Genomic DNA, 2,652 nt, shown 5'->3' with positions numbered 1-2,652 from the left:
TTATGCGCATAAAAATCCAGAAAGAAGCGGGCCATGGGCAATATGTCGTCGTGGCGCTCCCTGAGCGGCGGAATGTGCAGTACCGCAATTTTCAGACGGTAATAGAGGTCGCTGCGGAACTCCCCCTCGGCCACGGCCTTTTCCAGATCACGGTTGGTCGCTGCAATGACTCTCACATCCAGCTTCTTCGGCGTCGTCGCCCCTACGCGCAATACCTCGCCGTCCTGAAGAAATCGAAGAAGGCGCGTCTGCATGGCTATGGGCAGTTCCCCTATCTCATCGAGAAACACCGTTCCCTTGGATGCGGCCTCGATAAGCCCTATCTTGCCGTTCCTGTTCGCACCGGAAAACGTACCCCCCACATAACCGAACAGCTCCGTCTCTATGAGCTGCGGGGAAATACTGCCGCAGTCCACCTTGATGAAGGGCTGCTCCGCCCGGTCGCTCTCCGTATGTATGCGCCGGGCCAGAACGTCTTTACCCACCCCCGTTTCTCCGAGAATGAGCACCGGGGCATCCGTCTGGGCAAGCACGCGGATCTTGCCGTGAAGGCGCGTCATGGTCTCGCTTTGCACGATTTCCGGCATGCGGCTTGCCTGCTTCGGAGCATTGCTGAGTTTGGAAAACACTTCCAGAAGCTCCTTCTGGAAAGCTACCTTACCCTGCAGTTCCTGAAGGCGGCTCTCGTCGCGGATAAGCGTGACGCAGAAAGCCGCGGCATGGCCGTCGTCGAAGATGGGATACCCTTCCAGAACCAGACGACGTCCGTTGGCAAGGGTCTGCACGCGGGTCATGGGTTTGCCGGTACGCAGTATTTCGGGATTCAGAATGACATCGAACACGCCTCCGCCCACAAACTCCTGAATATTGTGCCCGACCATGCTCGCATGGGGGACGCCGGTAAGTTTCTCGTGCATGGCGTTGACGAAAAGGACGGTCCCCTGCGCATCAGTCACACAGACGCCGTCGCTGAAAACATCCAGAAGCTGATCGAGATATTCCTGCAGCATATCACACCCACCAGGGTTTTCCGTCCTATCTTTTTGTATCCGAACCCCGCTCCGATTGCAACGCAACGGGACTTTCGCCCCCCTCGGAGCCATTCCCTCACATGAGGGAATGACGACGTCTCCATCACTCTTCCGAAGAAAACGGCCTTCTGACCCGGCATATCGCCCTCAATCTCCACTGTCCCTTTTCCTGCCGTATGCGTCTTTCCCTCAAGACACAGCCCTATTCCCCACCCGCCGAAGTTCACAAAAAAGCCTCCGGGGGATCCGGAGGCCCTTCTTTTCCATGCTGCCTATCCCTGATAGGCGGCCAGCTTCGCATTGAGCCGTCTCATGAAATCTTCGTCGGCCTTCACGCCTTCCAGAAGATAGGGACGACCGATATATCCGTATTTAGGCTGCCCCATGCGATGATAGGTCAGGGCCTCATACTGGACGTTCGGGCGGAAGGGAATCATGCGGCGGATAGCCATGATTTCTTCTTCCGTATCGTTGAAACCCGGGATCACGGGCGTGCGGATGAGCACGGGCAGATCCGGGAAATTCTCGAACACATAATTGATATTCTTCAGAATCTGAATATTGTCCCTGCCTGTGAAGACCTTGTGCTTTTCAGCGTCCAGCGACTTGATATCGAAAATGAGCTGATCGAGCAGGGTGCAGGCTTCGGCGAGCACCTTGGTGGGGTAATGTCCGCAGGTCTCAATCGTGGTGGAAATACGATGGCGCTTCGCCTCGCGCAGAAGCGCCAGGGCGAATTCCGGCTGAGCCAGAGCTTCGCCGCCGGAAAGGGTAAGTCCCCCGTGAGAACGGGCATAGAACACGTCGTCTTCCTCAACCTGAGCAATGACGTCTTCCACACTGGCCTTATAGCCATAAAAGGACTGGGCGCCTGTAGGGCAGGCGTTCACACATGCCCCGCAGCCGTTGCATTTGGAGCGGTCATAATAGTTGACGCCGTTCACCACGCTGATGGCGCCCGTCGGACAGGCATGGGAGCAACGGCCGCACACATCCGCCGAAAGGCAGCGCGAAGGATTGAACGCCCGCTCAGGCGTGAACAACTGAGATTCGGGGTTGCTGCACCATCGGCAGCGAAGAGGGCAGCCCTTGAAAAATACCAGCGTGCGGATACCCGCACCGTCGTGCACACTGAACTTCTGCACGTTGAAGATCATGCCTTTTACTTTGGCGTCCTGCATGTTCCCTGTTCTCCTTGGAGCGGCTTCCTTTTGAACGCAGCCGTTCAAGATTTGCGCTGCCCGCTCACGGCGGAAAACCTTCCTGAGCCCGGGCGTAGCTGTCGCTTTTGTGGAAGTCAAACGATTTCAACATGAAATCGCTGCAAATGCGATGAAAGGCGGCATGGCCGGCCTTTCCTCCGGGCACGCAGACGCGGCATCGCATGCGGTGCCGCGTCTGCGTCGTCCCGAGGAGGGGGAGAGTTTCCTCTCAAGCGGCCGGGGAGTCGCCTCCCCGGCCTGATTCTGTATCAGGTACGGAACCTGAGCTTACATGTCGGCGTGTTCGGTACGGGCAATGACGTCGTTCTGCAGGTCGCGGGACAGATCACAGAAGTAGGCGCTGTAACCGGCGATACGCACCAGAAGGTTGCGGTAGCTCGCGGGATCCTTCTGTGCCG

At 57.5% G+C, this 2,652-nt stretch carries 3 protein-coding genes; all 3 read right to left on the bottom strand.

Annotated elements, in window-relative coordinates; all coding sequences use genetic code 11:
- The coding region (locus tag K8W16_RS05125; protein ID WP_304121749.1) for a sigma-54-dependent Fis family transcriptional regulator at nucleotides 1–1,010 on the bottom strand (1,010 nt) is incomplete at its 3' end.
- A gap of 293 nt (nucleotides 1,011–1,303) precedes the next feature.
- Nucleotides 1,304–2,212: a glycyl-radical enzyme activating protein gene (locus K8W16_RS05120; protein WP_304121746.1), complete on the bottom strand. Its 909-nt coding sequence runs from the start codon at nucleotides 2,210–2,212 to the stop codon at nucleotides 1,304–1,306.
- Nucleotides 2,213–2,521: 309 nt separating this feature from the next.
- On the bottom strand, nucleotides 2,522–2,652 hold a 131-nt coding region (locus K8W16_RS05115; protein ID WP_304121750.1), incomplete at its 5' end, for a glycine radical domain-containing protein.

Origin of the sequence: Mailhella massiliensis (assembly GCF_020741395.1) — a bacterium.
Classification (GTDB): domain Bacteria; phylum Desulfobacterota; class Desulfovibrionia; order Desulfovibrionales; family Desulfovibrionaceae; genus Mailhella; species Mailhella massiliensis_A.
Note: the sequence above shows the minus strand (reverse complement) of the source record. Positions and strands in the feature narration are given on the sequence as shown.